Annotated in this window: 20 protein-coding genes and 1 riboswitch; of the genes, 9 read left to right on the top strand and 11 right to left on the bottom strand. The window is 74.3% G+C overall.

Annotated elements, in window-relative coordinates:
* The first annotated feature begins 232 nt into the window (after positions 1-232).
* Positions 233-1,027 (top strand): SAM-dependent methyltransferase, encoded by a 795-nt coding sequence (locus FB388_RS09330; RefSeq protein ID WP_142099442.1) that lies wholly within the window; start codon positions 233-235, stop codon positions 1,025-1,027.
* Positions 1,028-1,041: 14 nt separating this feature from the next.
* Entirely contained in the window at positions 1,042-1,710 is a 669-nt protein-coding gene (locus FB388_RS09325; protein WP_246121779.1) for a 4'-phosphopantetheinyl transferase family protein, read from the top strand.
* Here the strand turns inward: FB388_RS09325 and FB388_RS09320 are convergent.
* Entirely contained in the window at positions 1,698-2,267 is a 570-nt protein-coding gene (locus FB388_RS09320) for a pyridoxamine 5'-phosphate oxidase family protein (RefSeq protein WP_142102812.1), read from the bottom strand. The two genes, FB388_RS09325 and FB388_RS09320, sit on opposite strands and share 13 nt — an antisense overlap.
* A gap of 137 nt (positions 2,268-2,404) precedes the next feature.
* On the opposite strand from FB388_RS09320, the gene FB388_RS09315 reads away from it, so the two are divergent.
* Both FB388_RS09315 and FB388_RS09310 read left to right on the top strand, forming a co-directional pair.
* Positions 2,405-3,733 carry a DNA polymerase IV gene (locus tag FB388_RS09315; RefSeq protein ID WP_281290388.1) on the top strand — a complete coding sequence of 443 codons (1,329 nt, stop codon included), beginning with the start codon at positions 2,405-2,407 and terminating at the stop codon, positions 3,731-3,733.
* 82 nt (positions 3,734-3,815) lie between these two features.
* Positions 3,816-4,274, top strand: a complete 459-nt coding sequence (locus FB388_RS09310; protein WP_142099440.1) for a nitroreductase family deazaflavin-dependent oxidoreductase — start codon at positions 3,816-3,818, stop codon at positions 4,272-4,274.
* 65 nt (positions 4,275-4,339) lie between these two features.
* On the opposite strand, the gene FB388_RS09305 is transcribed toward FB388_RS09310, so the two are convergent.
* The 3 genes from FB388_RS09305 to nhaA all read right to left on the bottom strand — a co-directional run bounded on the left by FB388_RS09305 (position 4,340) and on the right by nhaA (position 6,914).
* Positions 4,340-4,813 (bottom strand): MarR family transcriptional regulator, encoded by a 474-nt coding sequence (locus FB388_RS09305; RefSeq protein ID WP_342787883.1) that lies wholly within the window; start codon positions 4,811-4,813, stop codon positions 4,340-4,342.
* 116 nt (positions 4,814-4,929) lie between these two features.
* The gene (locus tag FB388_RS09300; protein ID WP_170225540.1) at positions 4,930-5,436 is read right to left on the bottom strand and encodes a DoxX family protein; all 507 of its coding nucleotides are present in this window, start codon (positions 5,434-5,436) and stop codon (positions 4,930-4,932) included.
* Between the two features lie 137 nt (positions 5,437-5,573).
* Positions 5,574-6,914: a Na+/H+ antiporter NhaA gene (gene nhaA, locus FB388_RS09295; RefSeq protein WP_142099434.1), complete on the bottom strand. Its 1,341-nt coding sequence runs from the start codon at positions 6,912-6,914 to the stop codon at positions 5,574-5,576.
* Positions 6,915-6,929: 15 nt separating this feature from the next.
* Here nhaA and FB388_RS09290 point away from each other — a divergent pair, with 15 nt between their 5' ends.
* Complete coding sequence (locus FB388_RS09290) at positions 6,930-7,514, top strand: thioredoxin domain-containing protein (protein WP_142099432.1); 585 nt, start codon at positions 6,930-6,932, stop codon at positions 7,512-7,514.
* 77 nt (positions 7,515-7,591) lie between these two features.
* Entirely contained in the window at positions 7,592-8,311 is a 720-nt protein-coding gene (locus FB388_RS09285; RefSeq protein ID WP_170225539.1) for a DUF998 domain-containing protein, read from the top strand.
* Between the two features lie 60 nt (positions 8,312-8,371).
* Here the strand turns inward: FB388_RS09285 and cobT are convergent, their stop codons facing one another.
* The 3 genes from cobT to cobN form a co-directional block, all read right to left on the bottom strand.
* Entirely contained in the window at positions 8,372-10,120 is a 1,749-nt protein-coding gene (gene cobT / locus FB388_RS09280) for a nicotinate-nucleotide--dimethylbenzimidazole phosphoribosyltransferase (RefSeq protein WP_211361836.1), read from the bottom strand.
* Between the two features lie 80 nt (positions 10,121-10,200).
* Complete coding sequence (gene cobI, locus FB388_RS39855) at positions 10,201-10,935, bottom strand: precorrin-2 C(20)-methyltransferase (RefSeq protein WP_211361835.1); 735 nt, start codon at positions 10,933-10,935, stop codon at positions 10,201-10,203.
* 70 nt (positions 10,936-11,005) lie between these two features.
* Positions 11,006-14,713 carry a cobaltochelatase subunit CobN gene (gene cobN, locus FB388_RS09275; protein ID WP_142099425.1) on the bottom strand — a complete coding sequence of 1,236 codons (3,708 nt, stop codon included), beginning with the start codon at positions 14,711-14,713 and terminating at the stop codon, positions 11,006-11,008.
* A gap of 34 nt (positions 14,714-14,747) precedes the next feature.
* Positions 14,748-14,886: riboswitch (cobalamin riboswitch) on the bottom strand.
* Between the two features lie 134 nt (positions 14,887-15,020).
* Here cobN and FB388_RS09270 point away from each other — a divergent pair.
* Positions 15,021-17,141, top strand: a complete 2,121-nt coding sequence (locus tag FB388_RS09270; RefSeq protein WP_211361834.1) for an MMPL family transporter — start codon at positions 15,021-15,023, stop codon at positions 17,139-17,141.
* A 97-nt stretch (positions 17,142-17,238) separates the two neighbouring features.
* Here FB388_RS09270 and FB388_RS09265 read toward each other — a convergent pair whose 3' ends face one another.
* A complete protein-coding gene (locus FB388_RS09265; protein ID WP_142099423.1) occupies positions 17,239-17,805 on the bottom strand; it encodes a cyclodeaminase/cyclohydrolase family protein in 567 nt (188 codons plus the stop codon).
* Positions 17,806-17,868: 63 nt separating this feature from the next.
* Here FB388_RS09265 and FB388_RS09260 point away from each other — a divergent pair, with 63 nt between their 5' ends.
* Together FB388_RS09260 and FB388_RS09255 are read left to right on the top strand one after the other, a co-directional pair.
* Positions 17,869-18,927 carry an aldo/keto reductase gene (locus FB388_RS09260; RefSeq protein ID WP_211361833.1) on the top strand — a complete coding sequence of 353 codons (1,059 nt, stop codon included), beginning with the start codon at positions 17,869-17,871 and terminating at the stop codon, positions 18,925-18,927.
* A complete protein-coding gene (locus FB388_RS09255) occupies positions 18,825-19,190 on the top strand; it encodes a MerR family transcriptional regulator (RefSeq protein ID WP_142099421.1) in 366 nt (121 codons plus the stop codon). Before FB388_RS09260 ends, FB388_RS09255 begins: the two co-directional genes overlap by 103 nt.
* Here the strand turns inward: FB388_RS09255 and cobA are convergent.
* From cobA to FB388_RS09240, 3 genes are read right to left on the bottom strand one after another with little or no spacing between them, the layout of a single operon-like run.
* Complete coding sequence (gene cobA / locus FB388_RS09250) at positions 19,171-20,388, bottom strand: uroporphyrinogen-III C-methyltransferase (protein WP_425468536.1); 1,218 nt, start codon at positions 20,386-20,388, stop codon at positions 19,171-19,173. The genes FB388_RS09255 and cobA overlap by 20 nt on opposite strands.
* Positions 20,389-20,396: 8 nt before the next feature.
* Positions 20,397-21,290: a sirohydrochlorin chelatase gene (locus FB388_RS09245; protein WP_142099416.1), complete on the bottom strand. Its 894-nt coding sequence runs from the start codon at positions 21,288-21,290 to the stop codon at positions 20,397-20,399.
* Positions 21,290-21,883 (bottom strand): precorrin-8X methylmutase, encoded by a 594-nt coding sequence (locus FB388_RS09240; protein ID WP_142099414.1) that lies wholly within the window; start codon positions 21,881-21,883, stop codon positions 21,290-21,292. Before FB388_RS09240 ends, FB388_RS09245 begins: the two co-directional genes overlap by 1 nt.
* Positions 21,884-22,073 lie beyond the last annotated feature (190 nt).

The following is a 22,073-nucleotide window of genomic DNA, read 5'->3' as shown; positions in this document are numbered from 1 at the left end:
TTTGGTTTCGCCGGGCCATCCTGCGGCACCACCCGGGTCTTGCCGCAAGACCCCCGGTGCGCTATACGTTGAAAGAGGCAGGAGCCGACACTCGCGCCCGACGGTGGAGTCGACCGCCCTCCACGTGTCCGGTGCGCCGCCAGCACCCCGCTCGGGTGATCTCCACGGTCACCCGTTGCGATACCGTCACGAGGCCGCTACTGCTCGCGTACCTCTTCCGGAGGAACCTCCCGTGACCGACCAACCCGTGCCAGACATCCGCCCCGACGTTCCGCACGGGGCCCGGATCTGGAACTACTGGCTGGGCGGCAAGGACAACTACGCCGCCGACCGGGAGATCGCAGACGCCGTGAGCGCCGTGTTCCCGGAGATCGTGGACATGGCGTTCAAGTCCCGGCAGTTCCTGACGCGCGCGGTGCGCTTCCTCGCAGGTGAGGCGGGCATCCGCCAGTTCCTCGACATCGGCACGGGCCTGCCCACCATGCAGAACACGCACGAGGTGGCCCAGTCGGTCACGCCCGAAGCCAAGATCGTCTACGTGGACAACGACCCGCTCGTGCTCGCACACGCGCGCGCCCTGCTGGTCAACACCACTCCGGAGGGCGTCACCGAGTACATCAACGCCGACTACCACCAGCCGGAGCGCATCGTCGAGCAGGCGCGGGAGATCCTCGACTTCTCCCAGCCCATCGCCGTGCTGTTCATGGGGGTGTTCGGCTACGTCCCCGACTACGACGAGGCGCGCTCGATCATCTCCCGGGTGGTCGACGCGGTCCCGTCCGGGAGCTACCTGGCGCTGTGGGACGGCACCAGCACCAGCGAGGCCGTCGTCAGGGGCGCGCAGGCGCAGGGCGAGCTGGGGTCGCCGTACGCGCTGCGCACCGTCGACGAGATCCGCGGCTGGTTCGCCGGCACGGAGCTGGTCGAACCCGGCGTCGTGCCCGTCACCCTGTGGCGCCCGGCCGACGTCGAGGTCGGCCAGGCCGAGCACATCGACGCGTACTGCGGCGTCGGCCGCAAGCCCTGAGGAGAACCGCCCGCGTGACCGTCGTGTGGTGGGCGGCCCCGGTGGCGCCCGCGGACGCCCCGGGGCTGGTCGCCCTGCTCGACGGCCACGAGCGCGACCGGCTGCACCGCTTCCGCCGCCCCGCCGACCAGGCCCGCTACCTCGCGGCGCACGCCCTCGTGCGGCTGGTGCTCGCCGACGACGCCGGCCGGCCGGCGGACGCGCTGGTGTTCGACCGCACCTGCCGCTGCGGCGCGCAGCACGGGAAGCCGGTGCTGCCGGGCGGGCCCGGGTTCTCCCTCACTCACGCCGGCGATCTCGTCGGCGTCGCCGTGCACCCCGGCGGGGACGTCGGGCTCGACGTCGAGCAGGTCCGCGAGCTGTCCGACCTCCCGGGGATGGCCGCCCACGTCTGCTCGCCGCGGGAGTCCGCCGCCGACGCCGGCGCCTTCTTCACGCTATGGACGCGCAAGGAGGCGTTGCTCAAGGCGGTCGGCACCGGGCTCGCCACGCCGATGTCGGCGATCACGCTCGGCCCGGCGGGCGTGCTCGACTGGACCGGGGAGGACGCCCCGCGGGAACCGCTTTGGCTCGCCGACCTGCGCCCCGGGCCCGGGTACCACGCCGCCGTCGCGGGCACGGGCGCGCGGCCGGCGGTCGCCGAGCAGCGCGGCGACGACCTCCTCGCCGCTCAGGCGCGGTAGAGCTTCTCCGCGTACGACGGCCCGTAGTACGCCTCGAGCTCCTCGAGCGGGGCGTCCTTGCGGGTCAGGGCCTTCGCGATGCGCGCCGTCGAGGGGATCGCCTCGTGGTCCCACGTCTCGGGCTGCCACAGCTTCGACCGCATGAACGCCTTCGCGCAGTGGTAGAAGATCTCGTCGATCGCCACCTCGAGGGCGAGGATCGGCCGGTGCCCCTTCACCACCATCTCCTCGAAGTACGGGGCGTCGCGCAGGAGCCGGGCCCGGCCGTTGACCCGGAGGGTGTCACCGCGGCCCGGCACGAGGAAGATCAGCCCGACGTGCGGGTTCGCCAGGACGTTGCGGTAGCCGTCGACCCGCCGGTTGCCGGGTCGCTCCGCGATGGCGAGGGTCTGGTCGTCGATCACGTGGGCGAGCCGGCCCGCCGGGTCGCCCTTCGGCGAGACGTCGAGATTGCCCTCGGCGTCGCTCGTGCCGATCAGGCAGAGCGGGGAGTGCTCCAGCCACAGCCGGTCGATCGCGTCGAGCGAAGGGCGGACCTTCTCCGCCGCGGCCTTCATCGGGGGGCCGACGAGGGCTTCCAGCTCGGCGACGGTGCTGATCTCGGTGCTGACGATCTCTGGGCTGATCTCTGCGGTGGCCACGTCTACCGCACGCTACGGCCAGGACTGTCGGTCCGTCCAGGGACAATGGCGACGTGGCCGCGCGTTGGGTCCTCCACCTGGACATGGACGCGTTCTTCGCCGCCTCCGAGCAGCTCACCCGTCCCACGCTGCGCGACCGGCCGGTCCTGGTGGGTGGGCTGGGGCCGCGGGCCGTCGTGGCGGGCGCCAGCTACCAGGCGCGGGTGTTCGGGGCGCGGTCGGCCATGCCCATGGGACAGGCGCGCCGGCTCTGCCCGCACGCCGTGGTGCTGCCCGCGCGGTTCACGCTGTACAAGGAGCTGAGCTCGCGGGTGATGGGCGTCCTCGCCGACGCCTCCCCCGTCCTGGAGCCGGTCTCGATCGACGAGGCGTTCCTCGAGCCGCCTGCACTGGCCGGCGCCTCCGCGGCGGAGATGGAGAGGTTCTGCGCCCGGTTGCGGGCCGACGTCCGTGCCGCCACCGGCCTTCCGGCCTCGGTCGGCGCGGGGTCGGGCAAGCAGCTCGCGAAGATCGCCTCGGAGCTGGCGAAGCCCGACGGGCTGCGGGTCGTCGCGCCCGATGAGGAGCGGGAGGTGCTCGCGCCGCTGCCGGTGCGCTCGCTGTGGGGGGTGGGACCGGTGGCCGAGGCCGGGCTGCACAAGCTCGGCGTACGCACCATCGGCGAGCTCGCCGCGATGGACCTGCGCGAGATCCACGGCCTGCTCGGCACGGCGATCGGCACCGAGCTGCACCGGCTCGCCCGCGGCGTCGACGAGCGGCCGGTGGCGCCGCGTGGTGCTGCCAAGCAGGTCAGCGCCGAGACCACCTTCGACACCGATCTCACCGCGATGGCCGCCGTACACGAGGCCGTGGCCCGGATGGCCGAGGCCGCCCACCGCAGGCTCGTCGAGTCCGGCCGGGCGGCGCGCACCGTCACGGTGAAGGTGCGCAGCGCCGACTTCACCACGGCCAGCCGGTCGGAGACGACCGGCATCGCGAGCACCGATCTCGGCGCCCTCACCGCCGTCGCGCAGCGGCTCGCCCGCTCGGCGGTGCCCGAGGGCGGGGTGCGGCTGATCGGCGTGTCGCTCGCCGGTCTCACCGACGACCCGCCGCCCGCCCTGTTCGAGCCGCTCGCCCCGGTGTCCGATGCGCCCGTGCCGGCACCCGTCGAGGCGGGCGAGCCCATGCAGCCGGACGAGGAGCCCGCCGTCGAGCGCCCCTGGCGCCCGGGCGACGACGTCGCACACCCCGAGCACGGCCACGGATGGGTGCAGGGTGCCGGCCACGGCCGCGTCACGGTCAGGTTCGAGACGCGCACCACCGGCCCCGGCAAGGCACGCACGTTGAAGGCCGACGACCCGGACCTCACCCGGGCCGACCCGCTGGCCAGCCTGGCCTGACCGGGTACAAGCCAGGAACGAGCTTCAGATTATTCGAGATCCGTCTGATACGAGATTCGTACGATTTGGGTACGCTGTCGGCATGCCTCATGACGCGCAGAAGGCACAGAGCTACCGCCGCACGGTCAACCGGATCAACAAGGTCATCACCGGACTCCAGCGCATCGGTGTGGCGTTCGGGCCGATGGAGCTCCTCACCGTCACCGGGCGCCGCAGCGGACGCGCCCGCACCTTCCCGATCGCGGTGCTCCCGCTGACGGGCGGCCGCTACATCGTCCAGGCGTTCCCGAACGCCGCGTGGGTGGCCAATGTGCGGGCCGCGGACACGGTCACGTTGACCCGCGGCCGCCGAAGCTCGGTGGTGCGGCTGGTGGAGGTGCCTGTGGAGGAGCGTCGCCCACTGCTCCGCGAGGTCGTGGAGACCCAGCCGGACCACGTGGCCGAGCGCTACGTCACCAACGGACTGGCTGCCGCCCCCACCGCCGACGCGGTGGTCGCGGCCGCCGACCGCATCGCGGTGTTCCGCGTCGAGCCGGCCTGACGGACCCGAGCCGCGCCGCCGCGTTCCGAAGCACGACGCGGCGGCGCCGAGGCAGCCGCGCGACCTCAGCCCTCCGTCGCGAGCTCGTCGGTGGCGCGCCGGCCCGCGGCGGCGGTGCGCTCCAGGAAGTCGGCGATGACCCTCAGCTCGTCGGTGCTGTACTCCTCGAGGATCTCGCCCATCGCCGTCGTCATCCCGGACAGGAGCCCGAACAGCTCGGCGTTGCGGTCGCGCAACGCCCGCACGAGCACCGCGCGCCGGTTGGCGGGATCCCGCTCCCGGACCACCCATCCCCCGCGTTCGAGGCGGTCGAGCACACCGGTGACGGTGGCGGGGTGGAGCGCGGCGCGGCGCGCCAGGACGCTCGGGGTCAACGGTCCCTCGTTGTGGACGAGGTTCAGACACTCGAGGTCGGCGTCCTTCAGCTCCAGACGCCCGCCCACCCTGCGGTTGAGCAACGCCAGCTGCAGCGCCGTCTCGTTGAGCGACTGGCGCACCGATGCCTGCAGCGGTCCGCGCCGCAGCGGGGCACCATCCACCTCGGAAGATCCTGTTCTCATACGGTTCGACTCTCTGCGGGACCTGCAGCGGAGGTTAGTCGGCGCCCGGAACGGCCGGGACCTCGCCACCCCGCGGGAGCAGGCTCCGCGGGCGGTCAGCCCGCGCCGGCCACGCGCCGCGATCCGGTTCCATCCCCCGGTCCGACCGGGCGCATCACGAGCACGACGAGCACGAAGACGATCGAGGGGACGAGGAGCGCGATCACGATCACGAGTGCACCGGCCGGCACGGCCGGCGCGGACGCGGTCTCCCCCCACCGGCCGATCGCGATCGAGCTCGCGAGTGCAGCCAGGAGCGCGGTCTCGACCGTGGAGATCCCCTCGGCGGCCCGGACGTGGAAGCCGCTGGCCATGAGGGAGATGACGGCGATCCCGATCGCGGCGAGCGGGATCGTCCACTCGAAGGCGCCCACGATCGAGGGGAGCACCAGTGCGACGGCCCCCACCACCTCGGCCACGCCGATGAGGATCGTGAGGCCACGGGGGAAGTCCTCGAAGCCGACCCAGCGGTCGATGCCGCGGCCGGCCACCTTGGGCACTCCGGCGGCGAGGAAGAACAGTGCGAGGAGCCCCTGCGCCGCCCACAGCGCGATGTCGAGCACGATGACCTCCGGGTGTCGTTCCGAGCTCGCTCCATATGATACGAGATTCATACTATACGAGTTCAGAGCAGAATGGAGGGGTCGGTCGCTCGGCTCCGGCACCGTCCGCGTCGTCCGGCAGCGGCCACGGGCGTGGCTCAGGCCGGCGGGCGCCAGGGACGGGGCGGGAGCACCGGGAGGCCGCTCGGCGCGCACTGGCCACCCCGCTCGCCCGCGAGCCGGAAGATCAACCAGCCGATCAGGGCCGCGAGCAGGGAGCCCGTGAGGATCCCGATCTTCGCGTCGGTCACGAGCTCCTCGTCGTCGAGCGCCAGCTCCGTCACGAAGAGCGCCACGGTGAACCCGATCCCGGCCAGCCCGGCGCCACCGATCAGCTGCCCCCAGCGCAGGGTGTCGGGCACGCGGCCGAGGCCGGTGCGCAGCGCCACCCACGTGCCCGCCGTGACGCCGACGAGCTTCCCGACCGTGAGCCCGACGATGATGCCCCAGGTCAGGGGCGAGGTGAACGCCGCGGCGAGCGTCTCGCCGGTGATCACTACACCGGCGTTGGCCAGCACGAAGAGCGGCACGATCACGTAGCTGCTCCACGGCTGGATGCGCAGCTGCAGCCGCTCGTTGGGTGAGACCACCTCGGTGACGGCCGCCTGCGCCGCCAGCGCCCGCTCGGGACTGGGGTCGAGCATGAAGCTGCTGCCCAGCACCTGCGCCCGCATCACGTCGCGCAGTCGCGGGGCGTAGGCGTTGACGAGCAGGCCCATCGCGACCCCGACCACGCTCGGGTGGACCCCGGAGTTCAGCACGGCGAGCCACATCACCACGCCGATGAGCACGTAGATCGGGGTGCGCCAGAACGGCGCGAAGCGCAGCCCGAGCAGCGCCAGGAACAGCACGACCGACAGCACGAGCGCCGTGACCTGCACGTCGTCGGTGTAGAAGATGGCGATCGCGGCGACGGCCCCGATGTCGTCGACGATCGCGAGCGCGAGCAGGAACACGCGCAGCTGGTCGGGGCACCGCGGACCGACGAGCGCCAGCACGCCGATCACCACGGCCGTGTCGGTGGAGATCGCGATGCCCCACGCCCCCGCCGCCGGGCCACCCCCGTTGAACAGCAGGAACAGCAGCGCGGGCACGGTGAGCCCGCCGATGGCGGCGATCGTCGGGGCGGCCAGTGCCCGGATGCCGCGCAGCTCCCCGAGCACCATCTCCCGGGAGATCTCCAGCCCGACGCTGAAGAAGAACAGCACCATGAGCCCGTCGTTGACCCAGTGCCGCAGGTCGAGCGCCAGCTCCATGTCGCCGAAGGTCAGCGCGACGTGGGTGTGCCAGAACTCCTCGTAACCCGACCCGAGGTTCGCCCAGGCCAGCGCCAGCACCGCAGCCGTGAGGAGCAGCACGGCCGACCCGGACTCGGTGCGCAGGAAGTCGCGCGCGGCCCGGCTCAGGTCACCGCGCTCGGCTAAGGTTGTCACCGTCACCGGCGTGATCCTGCCATCGGCGACACCCAGCCCGATCAGTACGTCAGGGAGGCCACGATTCCTCTCCAACCCCGGATCGGCAGCTACGACCACCTCCAGGGCGTACTCGGCGCGGAGCTCTCGCTCGTCGAGTACGGCGACTTCGAGTGCCCGTACTGCCGGCGCGCATACCCGATCATCGAAGAGGTCCGCCAGCGGCTCGGCGACCGGCTCGTCTTCGTCTTCCGGCACTTCCCGCTCGCCGAGCTGCACCCGTACGCGCTGTCGGCGGCCGTCGCCGCGGAGGGTGCGGCGCTCAAGGGCCAGTTCTGGCCGATGCACGCCAAGCTCTACTCGGGCGACGAGCCCGCGCTGCGGCAGGAGGACCTGCGCCGCTACGCGGAGGAGATCGGCATCCCGCCGGAGAAGGTCACGTGGCCGGCCACCCGGTTCGTCGAGGACCGCGTCGAGGCCGACTTCAACTCGGGTGTCCGCAGCGGCGTACGGGGTACCCCCACCCTGTTCGTCAACGGCGAGATCTACCGCGGCTCGGTCACGGTCGAGCACCTCGTGGAGGCACTGGAGACCACAGCACCGGCGTCGGTGGGCCTCGCGCTCTGACCCGCCGGGAACAGACCACCCGGCGCGCCGCGTTCGCATGATCGCCGGCGGGAGAACGGGGGTCCACAATGCGGGGCGTGAAGCGATCGGGCCGGCTGGGTGTGGCCCCGCTGCTCCTCGCGGTGCTCGCGTTGCTCGCACTGGCCCGCTCGACCGTGATCATGGTCTACCTCGGTGTCACCTACTTCCGCGAGGTCGACCCGATCTCGGTGCCGCTGAGCTACTACGCCTTCGTCGAGGGCGGTGAGCAGCTGTTCTTCTCGGCGGCGGTGGCGCTCGCCGTCGGGACGCTCGCCGTGCTGGTCGGGATGGCCCGCTCGGGCGTGCGGATGGCCGGCCGGCCCACCGTCCTGCTCGCGGTGTGGGCGGTCTGCCTGGTGCTCGCCGCGGTCTTCCCCGCCGACGGCACGCCGGGGGTCATGACGTTCGGCGGCTGGGTGCACCAGTTCGCGGGTGCCGGCATCCTCGCCGTGCTGTCGTTCGCCGGGCTCGCGGCCGCGGCCCGGCTCGCCGAGAAGCAGGAGTGGGCGCCCGTCGTCTCCACGGTCCGCACGCTCTCGATCGCAGCCGCGGTGCTCGCCGCGGCGTACCTGGCCAGCCGGCTGGACGACGTGGTGCCCGGCATCTTCGGCCCGGTCGACGTCGGCGGCGTCCTCCAGCGGATGGTGCTCGCGTTCCACGTCGCCGTGGTGGCGGCGCTGGCGGTGCAGCTCGTCCGCGTGTCGTGGCCCGCGGTGTGGCGTCGCGCCACCGCCACCCCGCCGCCCGGGGCGCCCACGGTCGCCCCGCGCCCCTGACTCGCACCGAGACCGCGACTCGCGTGCATCCAGACCCCGACTCGCGGGAAGGGCACGCCTTCAGCTGGTCTTGTCGGTCACCCCGGCGGCGTCGAAGGTGGCGACGTCCTGCAACGCCTGGGCCGCGCTCTGGAGCACCGGGAGGGCGAGCAGGGCGCCGGTGCCCTCCCCGAGCCGCATGCCGAGGTCGAGCAGCGGGTCGAGGTGCAGGTGGGCGAGGGCGCGGGTGTGACCCGGCTCGGCGGAGCGGTGACCTGCCACCCAGTAGGCGCGCGCGTCCGGGGCGAACGCGGCCGCGGCGAGGGCGGCGGCGCCTGCGTTCACCCCGTCGAGCAGCACCGGCACGCGCAGGGCGGCGCCGGCGAGCGCGAACCCGGCCAGCGCAGCGTGCTCCAGGCCGCCGACGGCGGCCAGCACGCCGAGCGGGTCGGCCGGGTCGGGGCGGTGGCGGGCCAGGGCGGCGGCCACCACGGCCGTCTTGTGGGCGAGGGTCGCGTCGTCGACACCGGTGCCGCGGCCGGTCACCTCCCCCGGTTCGGCGCCGGTGAAGGCGCTGATCAGGGCCGCGGCCGCGGTGGTGTTGGCGATGCCCATGTCACCGGTGACGAGGCAGCGGTTGCCGGCCGTGACGAGGTCGCGGGCCGTCTCGATCCCCACCTCGACCGCGGCGCGGGCCTGCTCGCGGGTCAGGGCGGGACCGGTGGCCAGGTCGGCGGTGCCGTCGGCGATCCGCCGCGGGAGAAGACCGGGCGCCGGGTCCAGGGGCGCGGCCACTCCGACGTCGACCACGCAGACCTCGACGCCGAGCCGCCGCGCGAAGGCGTTCACCACCGCTCCCCCGGCCAGGAAGTTCGCGACCATCTGGGCCGTGACCTCCTGCGGCCACGGCGTCACGCCCTGGGCGTGCACCCCGTGGTCGGCGGCGAACACGGCCACCGCGGCCGGCTCGGGCACCGGCGGCGGGCAGGTTCCGGCGATCCCGGCGAGCGTGACGGCGAGGTCCTCCACCTTGCCGAGCGCCCCGCGCGGCTTCGTCATCCGGTCGAGGCGCTCGGCGGCAGCGGTGCGCGCCGCGGCGTCCGCCGGCCCGATCGCGGCGACGGTCTCGGCGAGCAGGTCCATCGGTTCCTCCCCGGGCAGGCCTCGGCGTCCGTAGGTGTCGTGGTGCACGGCCCAGCGCAGCGGGCGGCGGCGCGCCCAGCCCGCCGTGGCGAGCTCCGGCTCGTCCGGGAAGGCGTCGACGTGCCCGACGCACAGGTAGGCCACCAGGTCCAGGTGCGGCGGCAGGCCCAGCAGCGCGGCGAGGGCCCGCTCGTCGCCGAAGCTGACCCAGCCGACGCCGAGGCCCTCGGCGCGGGCGGCGAGCCAGAGGTTCTGCACTGCCCCGACCACCGAGTACTGCGCGGTGCGCGGCTGGGTGTGCCGGCCGAGGACGTGCCGGCCACCGCGGGTGGGGTCGCAGGTGACGGCGATGTTCAGCGGCGCGTCGAGGATCGCCTCGACCTTGACGTCGCGGAACGCCGCCGCCCGAGCCGCCGGGAGCGACGCGGCGTAGGCCTCCCGGGCCGCGGCGACGTGGGCGTGCACCCGCTCGCGGACGGCGCGGTCGCGCAGCACGAGGAAGTCCCACGGCTGGGAGAACCCCACCGACGGGGCCGCGTGCGCGGCCTCCAGCACCCGGGCGAGCACGGCGTCGTCGACAGGATCGCGCCGGAACCCGGAGCGCACGTCCCTGCGGGAGTGCACGGTTTCGTAGAAGGCGTTCCGACGAACGGCGCGTTGGTCGGAACCTGTCCGACGCCAACGCATGTCTGAGGTCTGCGCGTGCAGCGAAGCCAGCGCGGAGTCCTCAGTGGAACCACAGCGCCGTTCGTCGGAATCGGCACCCGTCACAGGGAGCCGCCTCGGCCCGTCCGCTTCGGGGGCACGATCAGCGTGGCCAGGTACGGGCCGCACTCCTGCGGGTCCAGGGCGGCCGCGGGGCGGATGTCCTCCTCGGGGAGGCCGAGGCCGGCGCCGTACACGGCCTCGTCGATCCGGCCCGTCTCGCGCAGGGCGGCGAGGGTCTCGGGCAGCATCCGGCCGAACTTGTACGCGGCCACCGCGTCGCCGCGCTCCAGCGCCTCCCGGAACCGCTCCGGCCCGGCCGTCATCGGGAACAGGGCGAGGGGCTCGCGGCCCTCCACCAGCGGGGTACCGGACCGCGCTGCGAGGTCCTGCATCGCCGTGATCCCGGGGACGAGCTGCACCTCGAGGTCGCCCAGCACGCCGCGGACGGACGCGGCGAGGTAGCTGAACGTCGAGTAGACGCACGGGTCGCCGATGGTCGCGAACACCGCGGTGCCGCCGGGGTGCGCGGCGAACCAGGCGGCGACCTGCGCGGCGGCGGCGTCCCATGCGCGCTCCCGGCGCTCGCCGTGCTCGCGGTCGTGCAGCGCGAAGACCACGCGCTCCACGCGCCACGCCTCGGCGTAGTAGAGGACGGTCTGCTCGGCGCGGCCCGTCTCCCCCGTGTCGGCGACGGGGACGAACACGACGTCGGCCTTGGCCAGGAGGTTGGCCGCCTTGACCGTGACGAGCTCGGGGTCGCCCGGGCCAACACCCACTCCGACCAGCGTGCTCATCGCTCGGCCTCGCTGCGCTCGGCCGGCGCTTCGCGCAGGCGCTGTGACACTGGTTCGCTCGCAAGCTCGCTCACTGCTCGCCCTCCAGATCACCTTCGAGGTCGAGGTAGGTCTGGCGGAGCCGGTCGAGCACCGCGTCGTCCGGCTTGGCCCACATGCCCCGGTCGGCCGCTTCGAGGAGGCGCTCGGTGATGCCGCGCAGCGCCCACGGGTTCGACTTCTCCATGAACGCCCGGTTGGTCTCGTCGAAGACGTAGCTCTCGGCGAGCTGCCCGTACATCCAGTCGTCGACCACGCCTGCGGTGGCGTCGTAGCCGAACAGGTAGTCGACGGTGGCGGCCAGCTCGAACGCGCCCTTGTAGCCGTGGCGCTGCATGGCCGCGATCCACTTCGGATTGACCACGCGGGCGCGGAACACCCGCTTGGTCTCCTCCGCGAGGGTGCGCGTCTTCACCGCCTGCGGCACCGCGGAGTCGCCGACGTACGCGGCGGGCGAGCGCCCGGTCAGCGCGCGCACCATCGCGACCATGCCGCCGTGGTACTGGAAGTAGTCGTCGGAGTCGACGATGTCGTGCTCGCGGGTGTCCTGGTTCTTCGCGGCAACGGCGATCCGCCGGAAGGACTGCTCCATGTCGGCCCGCGCCTCCCGCCCGTCGAGGCCGCGGCCGTAGGCGTAGCCGCCCCAGACCGCGTAGACCTCGGCGAGGTCTGCGTCGCTGCGCCAGTTGCGGGCGTCGATCAGCGGCAGCAGCCCGGCCCCGTACGCGCCCGGCTTGGAACCGAAGATCCGGGACGTGGCGCGGCGGCGGTCACCGTGCTGGGCGGTGTCCTCCTCGACGTGGGCCCGCAGGTAGTTCTGGTCGGCCGGTTCGTCCAGCTCGGCGACGGCGCGGATCGCGTCGTCGAGCAGGCCGATGACATGCGGGAACGCGTCGCGGAAGAAGCCCGAGATGCGGACGGTGACGTCGATGCGCGGGCGCCCCAGCTCCTCGAGCGGCACGACCTCGAAGCCGGTGACGCGGCGCGAGGCGTCGTCCCAGACCGGGCGGCAGCCGATGAGCGCGAGGATCTCCGCGAGGTCGTCACCCTGGGTGCGCATGGCGCTCGTGCCCCAGACGGTGAGGCCCACCGACTGCGGGTACGTGCCGGTGTCGGCGACGTGGCGCGCGACCAGCGAGTCGGCCAGCGCCGAACCGATCTCCCACGCCGACCGGGAGGGGATCGCCTTCGGGTCGACCGAGTAGAAGTTCCGCCCGGTCGGCAGCACGTTGACCAGCCCGCGGGTCGGCGAGCCGGACGGCCCGGCCGGGACGTACCCGCCGTCGAGGGCGTGGAGGACGGCCGTGACCTCGTCGGTGGTGCGATCCAGCCGGGGGACGACCTCGGCGCACCCGAACTCCAGCACCGCCACGACCGAGGGGATCTCCTCCCCCAGCAGCTCGGAGCACACGGCGGCCGGCTCGGCCCATCCGCGCTCCTGGAGGCGGAAGACGAGGGCCCGGGCGACACCCTCGAGCACGTCGACGAGATCGGCGTTGGTGACGGCAGGCCCCGGGGCGACGGCGAGCAGCTGCCCAATCCGACGAGCGGCGCGTTCGTCGGAACCTATCCGACGAACGCGCCGTTCGTCGGAATGGTCGAGTGCGTCGGGGCGCTCGCCGGGGGCTGCGAGGAGGGACTGCTCGTCCAGGCCCGCCCACGTCGCCAGGGCCGCGCGGAGGCCGGGGAGGGCCTGCTTCCCGCCCCACACCTGGCTGGCCCGCAGGATCGACAGCACCAGGTTGACCTGCGCCTCGTCGCGCGGCGGGCCGCCGAGGACGTGCAGGCCGTCGCGGATCTGGACGTCCTTGACCTCGCAGAGGTAGCCGTCGATGTGGAGGATGAAGTCGTCGAACGACTCCTCTCCTGGCGCGGCGTCGACGTGCAGGTCGTGGTGCAGCTGGGCCGCCGTCACGACCTCCCAGATCTGCGTGCGCAGGGCGGGGAGCTTCGCCGGGTCCATGGCCTGCACGGTGGCGTACTCGTCGAGGAGCTGTTCGAGCTTGGCCATCTCGCCGTAGGTGTCGGCTCGGGCCATGGGTGGGACGAGGTGGTCCACCACCACGGCGTGGCCGCGGCGCTTGGCCTGGGTGCCCTCGCCCGGGTCGTTGACGATGAACGGGTACACCAGCGGCAGCTCGCCGAGCACGGCGTCCGGGGCATCCTCGGCGGCCAGGCCGAGGCCCTTGCCGGGCAGCCATTCCAGGGTGCCGTGCTTGCCGAGGTGGATCACGGCGTCGGCGCCGAACTCGTGGTCGAGCCAGCGGTACGCGGCCAGGTAGTGGTGCGACGGCGGCAGGTCCGGGTCGTGGTAGATCGCCACCGGGTTCTCGCCGAACCCGCGCGGCGGCTGGATCATCAGCACGACGTTGCCGAACCGCAGCGAGGCCAGCACGATCTCGTCCCGGTCGACGTAGAGCGAGCCGGGCGGCTCGCCCCAGTGCTCCCGCATGCCGTCGGTGAGCGCGGCCGGGAGGGCGTCGAACCAGCGCCGGTAGTCGGAGAGCCGGACGCGCGCCGGTGCGGCGGCCAGCTGGTCCTCGGTGAGCCACTCGACGTCGTGCCCGCCTGCCGCGATCAGCGAATGGATCAGCTCGTCGGAGTCTTCCGGGAAGTCACCGACCGCGTAGCCGGCCTCCCGCAGGGCGCGCAGCAGCACGACGGCGGACGCGGGCGTGTCCAGCCCGACCGCGTTGCCCACGCGCGAGTGCTTGGTCGGGTACGACGAGAGCACCACCGCGAGCTTCCGGGAGGCGACCGGGGTGGCGTGCAGCCGGGCGTGCCGCACCGCGAGGCCGGCCAGCCGGGCGGCGCGCTCGGGGTCGGCGCGGTAGACCGGGATGTCGTCGCCGGGCTCGGTCTCCTTGAACGAGAACGGCACCGTGATCAGGCGACCGTCGAACTCCGGGATCGCGACCTGCATCGCGGCGTCCATCGGCGAGAGCGCGGCGTCCGACTCCGCCCACGTCGCGCGCGACGTCGTGAGGCACAGGCCCTGCAGGACCGGGACGTCGAGGGTGGCGAGCGCGCCCGCGTTCCACGAGTCCTCCTCGCCGCCTGCGCTCGCGTCGGCCGCGACGGTGCCGCCCGCCGCGAGCACCGTGGCGACCAGCGCGTCCGCCCGTCCGAGCAGCTCCATCAGCTCCGGCTGCGCCCCGCGCAGCGACCCGCAGAACACCGGCAGCGCGTTCGCGCCCCTGGCCTCGATCGCGTCGCACAGGACGTCGACGAACGCGGTGTTCCCGGACAGGGCGTGCGCCCGGTAGAAGACGACGCCGACGGTCGGGCGCGCCGGGTCCTGCTCCCGGGAGCCGTGCACGCCGAACTCCGGCGTCGCGGCCGGGGGCTCGAAGCCCTCGCCGGTGAGCAGCACGGTGTCGGAGAGGAAGCGGTGCAGCTCGCGCAGGTTGGCGGTGCCGCCTGCCGCGAGGTAGGCGAGCGCCTCGGAAGCGACGCCTGCCGGCACGGTCGAGGCGGCCATCAGCTCTGCGTCCGGCGCGGCCTCGCCACCCAGCAGCACGACCGGCAGCCCGGAGGCGACCAGCGCGTCGACCCCTTCCGGCCAGGCCCGGCGCCCGCCCAGCAGCCGCAGCACGACGACGGCGACGCCGTCGAGCAGCGCGGGCAGCCCCTCGGGTTCGACGCGCGCCGGGTTCGCGGTGCGGTAGAGCGCACCGGAGCCGCGAGCGGCCAGCAGTTCGGTGTCGGCGGTGGAGAGCAGCAGCACGGGCTGCGTCATCGGCGTTCCTCCCGAGGGTCCGCGCCCTCTGCTCGGCGGAGTCGTGACGGCAGCGAGTGTCTGGCTCGCGGGGTGTCCCCCGGTGACAGTGGCGGGACCGCGCCGGATTCGCACCGGCTTCCTGCACTGCACGTCACCGGGAACTGGACCACACCGCGGGTGCGCGGGTCAACGCGTCGTGAGGATGGTGACCCGGCCGGGAGCGCCCGCCCACCGAGGGGGAGGCTCCCCGGGTGGGGTTGTCCCCACCTCCTGCTGACCGGGGCACCGCAGTGACGCAGCGGCACCGGCGGGCCACGCTCGCCTGGTGATCGACGAGGAGCGCGGTGCGGCGGTGCGGGTGGCGACCTGGAGTGCGCGGCGCCCGTGGTGGGCGATCGTCTGCTGGGTCGCGTTCGTGGTGCTGTGCGTCGGCGCGGGCGCGGCCACCGGGACCAACCGCGGCACGCTCGCCGACTTCCGGGTCGGGGAGGCGGGCCGCGCCGAGGCCATCGCGGCCGACGCGGGTCTGACGCCGCCACCGGTGGAGCAGGTGCTGATCACCGCACCGACCGGTCCGCTCGACCCGGTGGCCGCCGAGGCCGCCACGCGGGAGGTCACGGCGCGGATGCGGGCGTTGCCCCAGGTCGCGGGCGTCGGCGAGCCGGTGAGCGCCGCCGACGGGAGCGCGGTGCGCGTGCCGGTCACGCTCGCCGGCGACCCCGACACCGCCCGCAGGGCCGTGCGCGCGCTGCTGCCCGAGACGGCGGCCGTGCAAGCCGCGCACCCCGGCCTCGTCGTCGTCCAGACGGGCGGTTCCTCGATCTCGGCTGGGGTCGACGACAAGCTGGGCGCCGACCTGGGCCGGGTCGAGCTGATCAGCCTGCCCCTGACGTTCGCGATCCTGTTCCTGGCGTTCGGGTCCGCGGTGGCCGCGGGGCTGCCGGTCCTGCTGGCCCTGTCGGCGTTCGCCGGCGCGGTCGGCCTGTACGGGGTGGCGTCGTGGGTGTTCCCGGACGCCGGCGGTGCCGCGATCAGCGTGGTGTTCCTGCTCGGGATGGCGGTCGGCGTCGACTACGCGCTGTTCCTCGTCAAGCGCGTCCGCGAGGAACGGGCCCGCGGGCTCGCACACCGCGCCGCCGTGGAGGCCGCAGCGGAAACGTCCGGCCGGGTCGTCCTGACGTCCGGGGTCGCCGTCATCCTGTCGCTTGCCGGCCTGCACCTGGTCGGCGACGTGATCTTCTCCTCGATCGCCACCGGCGCGATGCTCGTCGTCGCCGTCGCGGTGGCCGGCTCGCTCACCGTGCTGCCCGCGCTGCTCGTCGTGCTGGGACGCTTCACGGGCGGCCGCCGGCACGCGCGGAACGGGGCGAGCGGGCGGTGGCAGCGGGTGCTGCAGCCCGCGCTCCGCCGCCCGGTCGCGACGCTGGTGGCCGGCCTCGCGGTCACGGCCGCGCTCGCGCTGCCGGCCGCGGCGATGCGGCTGGCCACCGAGGGCAAGGAGACGTTCCCGGTGAGCGTGCCCGCCGTCGCCGCATACGACCGGCTCACCGCGGCCTTCCCCGACGCCGGCGCGGCGCACCTCGTGGCCGTCCGCGCCGCGCCGGAGCGGGCCGCAGACGTGGCCGTCGCCCTCGACGGGCTCGCGGCGCGCACCCCGGGGAACGAGCTCCGCACCAGCGCCGACGGCACGACGAGCGTGTTCCGGGTGCCGGTGCCGCACCCGGAGAACTCCCCCGAGGCGCACGCCTCGCTGCAGCAGCTGCGCGCGCAGGTCCTGCCCGCCGCCCTGCCCGGCCCTGGCGTCGAGCACGCGGTGAGCGGGGAGATCGCGCGCGGCGTCGACTACGCCGCGCACCAGGACGCCCGGATCCCGGCCGTGATCGTGTTCGTGACACTGGCAACGCTGCTCGTGATGCTGGTCGCGTTCCGGTCGCTGCCGCTGGCGGCGCTCGGCGTCGCCTTCAACCTCGCCTCCGTGGCCGTCGCCTGGGGTGTGCTCGTCCTGGTGTTCCAGGGGACGTGGGCCGAGGACCTGCTCGGGTTCGAGTCCATGGGCTTCGTCGGGTCGCGGATGCCGCTGATGGTCTTCGCGATCCTGGTGGGCCTGTCCACCGACTACCAGATCTTCCTGGTCAGCCGCATCCGCGAGGCCGTGCGCAGCGGGGTGCCGACCCGGCAGGCCGTGCTCGACGGGATCGCCGGCTCCGCCGCCGTCGTCACCAGCGCGGCGGTGATCATGCTCTCGGTGTTCGCGAGCTTCCTGTTCATCGACCGGATCGAGATGAAGCAGGTGGCGGTCGGGCTGTCGGTGGCCGTGCTGTTCGACGCCGTGGTGCTGCGGATCCTCATCCTGCCGTCGGTGCTGACGCTGCTCGGCGAGCGCAGCTGGTGGCCGTGCTGTTCGACGCCGTGGTGCTGCGGATCCTCATCCTGCCGTCGGTGCTGACGCTGCTCGGCGAGCGCAGCTGGTGGCCGCGCCACCCGGCCCGCGCCGCCGCCGGCGCCTCTTAGGTCATGGCCGGGCGGCAGCCACCGCTAGGCGGTCACTCCCGGTCCACCTGTTCGGTGAGCACGCGAGCCGCGGCCGCGATCTCGCGGGCGCGGTCGCGCTCGGCGACCCCCTGCTCGCCCTTGACGTTCGCGGCGAGCAGCTCGGCCGCCGTGGCCGCCGCGCCGGCTGCGAGATGGACGGCCGCGGCGGCGTCGCTGCGCAGGTTCGGGTTGCCGTTGAGCACCAGGTCGGCGGCGAGACCGGCCACCTCGCCCGCGACGTCGGCGATCACGACGGGCACGGCGATGGTGTCCTGCCGCGCCCGCGCGACGGCGTCGGCGCGATCCGGGTCGTCGCGCGGGCGGCGGGTGGCCTCCAGGAAGCCCCCGTACGCGGCCGCGTCCTGGTCGGCGAGCGGGGCGGCGGTGGCGCGCAGCTCGTCGGCGCGCGCGGCGACCGCACCGTCGCCGAACCGAGCGGCCATCGCGGTGAGACCGGCCGCCATCGCCGTGACGAGCGCGGCGACGCCGCCTCCACCGGGCGCCGGCGTGCGCGCGGCGACGGAGTCGAGCAGCTCGCGGACGGTGAGGTCGAGGAGGGAGCGCTCCGGTTCCGGCACGCCACCACTCTCGCACGTGCCGCAGCTTGACCTGGAGCGCGCTCCAGCATCGAGGGTGCCCGCATGACGGCTGCGCTCCCCCGCCGTGGACGGATCGTCCTCGGTGCGATGAACTTCGGCACCACGGTCGCGGACGACACGGCGTTCGCCCTGCTCGACGCCTACGTCGACGCCGGCGGCGCCTGGATCGACACCGCGAACTGCTACGCGTTCTGGAACGACCCGAGCGGTGTCGGCGGGCAGAGCGAGGAGCTGATCGGCCGCTGGCTCGCCGCCCGCCCCGGCGTGCGGGACCGGGTGCGGATCGCCACCAAGGTGCGGCAGCAGCCGCTGGTGCCGCACCGCTGGCCGGAGTCGGCGGAGGGGCTCTCCGCCGCCGCGATCGCGGACGCGGTCCCGGCGAGCCTGCGCCGGCTCGGCGTCGACCACGTCGACCTGCTGTGGGCGCACGCCGAGGACCGGACGGTGCCGCTGGAGGAGACCGTCGCCGCGTTCGGCGAGGTCGTCGCGCAGGGTGTCGCGCGCCGGCTCGGGGCGTCCAACCACGCGGCCTGGCGCGTCGAGCGGGCCCGCGGGATCGCCCGCGACCAGGGCGTCGAGGGGTGGAGCGCCCTACAGCTGCGCCGCTCCTACGTGGAGCCACGGCCCGGGGCCCCGCTCCCGGATGCGGGGCACCGCCTGATGAGCCCCGACGACCTCGACTACGCCGCGGCCGAGGACCTCGAGGTGTGGGCCTACACGCCGCTGCTGAACGGAGGGTACGTGCGTGCCGACCGGCCGTTCCCGCAGGCGTACGACACCCCGGCACCGCGCGGCGACTGGCGGCGCTGGACGCCGTCGCGGACGAGCTCGGCGCCACGCGCAACCAGTGGTGCTGGCCTGGCTCCTGGGCGGCCTGCCGGCGATCTCCCCCATCGTCGGGGTGAGCGGCGCCGACCAGCTGGCGGAGGCGATGGCCGCCGAGGAGATCGTCCTGACCGGCGCGCATCGGGAGCGGCTCGATGCGGCAACCTGATGCCATGGCCCTCTCCCCCGACGTCCCCACGGTCGACCCGGCCGAGGCCGCCCGGCGCACCGGGCTGTCCCTCGACACGCTGCGCTACTACGAGCGGGAGGGGCTGATCGGACCGATCGAGCGCGCCACGAGCGGGCACCGCCGCTACACCGCGGACGACCTCACCTGGATCGGCATCGTCACCTGCCTGCGCGACGCCGAGCTCGGCATCGCCGACCTGCGCCGGTTCACCGAGCTGCTGCGCAGCGAGGGCACCGGCGACCGGGTGGGCTTCCTGCGCAGGCGCCGGGAGGAGCTCGTCGACCGCGCCCGGCGGCTGCAGGCCGCGATCGCCGTGCTCGACGACAAGATCAGCTACTACTCGCGGTGACGCCCTCGGCGAGGCCGGCGACCGGCCCGACGACGACCACGGCGGGCGGGTTGATCCCCTGCTCGCGAACCTCGTCGGCGACGGTGGCGAGCGTCGCGCGCAGCGTCCGCTGGATCCGCATGGTGCCGTCCTGCACCACTGCCACGGGCGTGTCCGCGGGGCGGCCGCCCGCCATCAGCGCCTCGGCGAACGCCCCGATCCGCTCCACGGCCATCAGCAGCACCACCGTGCCCCGCAGCCGCGCGAGCGCGGGCCAGTCGACGAGGCTGCGCGGGTCGTCCGGCGCGACGTGCCCGGACACCACGACGATCTCGTGCGCCACCCCGCGGTGGCTCACCGGCACGTCCGCGACGGCGGGCGCGGCGAACGCGCTCGTCACACCGGGTACGACCGTGACCGGCACCCCGGCCTCGGCGCAGGCGAGGGCCTCCTCGAAGCCGCGGCCGAACACGTACGGGTCCCCGCCCTTGAGCCGCACCACGAACTTGCCGGCACGGGCGTGCTCGACGAGCAGCTCGTTGATCCGGGCCTGGTTCATCGCACGGCCGTAGGGGATCTTGGAGGCGTCGATCACCTCGACGTGCGGGCCGAGCGTGTCGAGCAGGTCGCGCGGGCCGAGCCGGTCGGTGACCACGACGTCGGCGCGCGAGAGCAGCCGCCTGCCGCGCACCGTGATGAGTTCCGGATCGCCCGGCCCGCCCCCGACGAGCGCGACGCCCGGCCGCACCGGCTCCGCGGCATCGTCCACGACCCCGGCGTGCAGAGCCTCGACCAGCGCCGTGCGCACCGCAGCCGACCGGCGGGGGTTGCCCCCGGCGAGGACGCCGACCGTCAGCCCGTCGTGCCGCCCGACGGCCGGCGTGACCGCGCTGCCCCGCGGCGCGTCGTCGGCGCGGACGCAGAACACCCGCCGCTCCAGCGCCTCCGCACCCACCTGCGCGTTCACGTTCGGATCGTCGGTGCACGCGATGGCGTACCAGGCGCCGTCCAGGTCACCGGCCCGGAAGCCGCGCGCCGTCCAGCGCAGCTCCCCCGCGGTGGCCATGGCCTCGACCGCCGGGGTGACCTGCGGCGCCACGACCTCGACGTCGGCCCCCGCGGTGAGCAGCCCGCCCAGGCGGCGCTGGGCGACGCCGCCGCCACCGACCACGACGACGCGGCGGCCGGCCAGGTCGAGCCCGACGAGATACGGATCCACGTGCGACATCATCGCGCGACGACGTGTCCGTGGCCGTGCCCGTGGCCGTGCCCATGACCGTGTGAGGGATCGTCCGGGTGGTGGTGCGGGGTCTGCGCGGCGCCGAGCTTGTCCTCGAACCCGGGCAGCAGGACGCGGTAGGCGCAGGTGTCGCAGTTCATCCGGATGTCGCCGTGCAGCGCCTCGCGGTAGCGCTCCGTCACCAGCTGCGCGAGCTCGGGGCAGTCGCCGATGTGCCGCGCCACCCGCACGTCGACGTCCGGGTGGCTCGCGGCGAACGCGCGGGCCTGGTCGCCCACCCGGCGCGGCAGCACCCCGTCGAACAGGAAGTAGGGCGCCACCACCACGCGCCGCGCGCCCAGTGCCCGGCAGCGGGCCAGCCCGGCCGGCACGTCGGGGGCGGCCAACGAGACGAACGCCGGCTCGACGAAGTCGTACCCGCGCCCCTCCTGCAACAGCCGCGCGACCTTGCAGATCTCCGCGTTGGCGTCGGGGTCGGTGGACCCCCGGCCGACGAGCAGCACGGCCGTGTCGCCTGCCGGGGCCACCTCGCCGATCCGGGCTTCGAGGACCTGCTGCAGCAGCGGGTGCGGCCCGAGCGGGCGGCCGAAGACGTAACCGGTGGCCGGGTCGCGCACGACCTCGCGCTGCAGCGCCGCCGGGATGTCCCCCTTCGCGTGCCCGGCCGCGACCAGCACCATCGGCACGGCCGCCATCCTTTGGTGCCCGCGCTCCGACAGCTCGGTCCACGCCTGGTGGACGGTGGGCGCCGACAGCTCGATGAAACCGCCCGCCACGTCCACGTCCAGCATCCCGCGCATGCGGCCGGTGAAGGCGACGAACTCCTCCACACCGGTCGCATCGACCGTGCCGTGGCCGACGAGCAGCAGCGGCGGTGCCATCACTCCACCTCCGCGTAGAGCAGCGCGTTCACGGCAGCGGCCGCGACGGCGGCCCCACCCCGCTCGCTGCGGTTGCTGACGGCCGGCAACCCTGAAGCGCGCAGCGCCGCCTTCGCCGCCACGGCACCGACGAACCCGACCGGCAGGCCGACCACGAGCGGTGTGCGCACCATGCCGTCGGTGGCGCAGCGCACCAGCTCGTGCAGCGCGGTCGGCGCGTTCCCGATCGCCCACACCGCGCCCTCCGGGTGCTGCGCGGCGGCGGCCCTGATCCCGGCCGCGGAGCGGGTCAGCCCGGGCTCCGGCTCCCCGGCGAGGTCCAGCGCCACCACCGCAGGACGCGCGGTGATCCCGGCGGCCAGCATCCGCACGTCCGTGACCAGCGGCGCCCCCGCGAGCAGGGCCTCCCGGCCCGCGCGCAGCGCCTCCTCGTCAGCGACCAGGTCACCGACCCACGTGGTGTCGGCGCTCGTGTGCACCACCCGCTCGACGACCGCGCGCGTGAGCGGCGGCAGATCGGAGGTGTCGAGCCTGCTGCGCAGGATCGCGTACGACTCCTGCTCGATCGGATGCACGGCAGTGCGCGCGTTCACGGTGCTCCTCCCCGGGTGTCCACGCCCGGACGGGGTCGGTGGTGGGTGCGCCGCGCGAGGTCTGGCTGCCGCGAGTTCGCGGATCACAGTGGCGGGACCGCCCCGGGGTCGCACCGGGTTCCCGCGCAGCCGGCCGAGCCTAACCCGCCGCGCGCCGCCACTCCCCCACCGCGTGCCCGAGGTCGCACCC

It is taken from the genome of Pseudonocardia cypriaca (assembly GCF_006717045.1).
Classification (GTDB): Bacteria; Actinomycetota; Actinomycetes; order Mycobacteriales; family Pseudonocardiaceae; genus Pseudonocardia; species Pseudonocardia cypriaca.
Note: the sequence above shows the minus strand (reverse complement) of the source record. Positions and strands in the feature narration are given on the sequence as shown.

Excerpts from the sequence above, each read along its gene's own strand:
- FB388_RS09320 (WP_142102812.1), bottom strand. The coding sequence starts at position 2,267 with ATGAAGGCCGCGGCGGAGAAGGTCCGCCCTTCGCTCGACGCGATCGAC.
- FB388_RS09310 (WP_142099440.1), top strand. The coding sequence starts at position 3,816 with ATGCCTCATGACGCGCAGAAGGCACAGAGCTACCGCCGCACGGTCAAC.
- cobT (WP_211361836.1), bottom strand. The coding sequence starts at position 10,120 with ATGCGTTGGCGTCGGACAGGTTCCGACCAACGCGCCGTTCGTCGGAAC.
- cobI (WP_211361835.1), bottom strand. The coding sequence starts at position 10,935 with ATGAGCACGCTGGTCGGAGTGGGTGTTGGCCCGGGCGACCCCGAGCTC.
- cobN (WP_142099425.1), bottom strand. The coding sequence starts at position 14,713 with ATGACGCAGCCCGTGCTGCTGCTCTCCACCGCCGACACCGAACTGCTG.
- FB388_RS09260 (WP_211361833.1), top strand. The coding sequence starts at position 17,869 with ATGACGGCTGCGCTCCCCCGCCGTGGACGGATCGTCCTCGGTGCGATG.
- FB388_RS09255 (WP_142099421.1), top strand. The coding sequence starts at position 18,825 with ATGGCCCTCTCCCCCGACGTCCCCACGGTCGACCCGGCCGAGGCCGCC.
- FB388_RS09245 (WP_142099416.1), bottom strand. The coding sequence starts at position 21,290 with ATGGCACCGCCGCTGCTGCTCGTCGGCCACGGCACGGTCGATGCGACC.